Below are 639 nucleotides of genomic sequence, written 5' to 3' on the forward strand. Positions count from 1 at the left end.
AGTAATAAGGGCCTAAGGGATTAGGCTGTAAATGGAGTAAGACGTTTGCTTGAACGATTGTCATGGAAAAGGTTGGTACTGGAGCTGATCCTCTGCTGCATACCGGCTTTTATCCTTAGCGCTTTTTTTGGTTATCTACCCTGGTTTTTACTGGCGTCGGTAACGGGCCTGCTTATCTGGCATTTCTGGAATTTATTACGTTTGTCCTGGTGGCTATGGGTCGACAGAAGTATGACGCCGCCGCCGGGGCGCGGCAGTTGGGAGCCGTTGTTATATGGGCTGCATCAAATGCAGCTGCGTAACAAAAAGCGCCGTCGCGAATTGGGTAACCTCATTAAACGCTTTCGCAGCGGCGCCGAATCACTGCCCGACGCAGTGGTGCTAACCACCGAAGAAGGNGTTTTAGGGTTACGCTGGCCGGACGATAGCGGGCAAAATATCCTTAATCTGCTGCGCTACCCGGAATTTACGCTGTATCTGAAAACACGCGACTTTAGTCGGCCAATTAATCTGGTACTCAACACCGGACGGCATCTGGAAATTCGCGTGATGCCCTATACCGATAAGCAACTGCTGATGGTGGCGCGCGACGTTACGCAGATGCATCAACTGGAAGGTTCCCGACGTAACTTTTTCGCC

The 639-nt window shown here is 51.3% G+C and carries 1 protein-coding gene; it reads left to right on the plus strand.

What is annotated here, in order from left to right; genetic code table 11:
- Positions 1-45 precede the first annotated feature (45 nt).
- The coding region (locus tag FDX22_RS27550) for a phosphate regulon sensor protein PhoR (RefSeq protein ID WP_146718075.1) at positions 46-639 on the plus strand (594 nt) is incomplete at its 3' end.

Origin of the sequence: Citrobacter sp. TBCS-14 (genome assembly GCF_005280805.1) — a bacterium.
Lineage (GTDB): Bacteria > Pseudomonadota > Gammaproteobacteria > Enterobacterales > Enterobacteriaceae > Citrobacter > Citrobacter gillenii.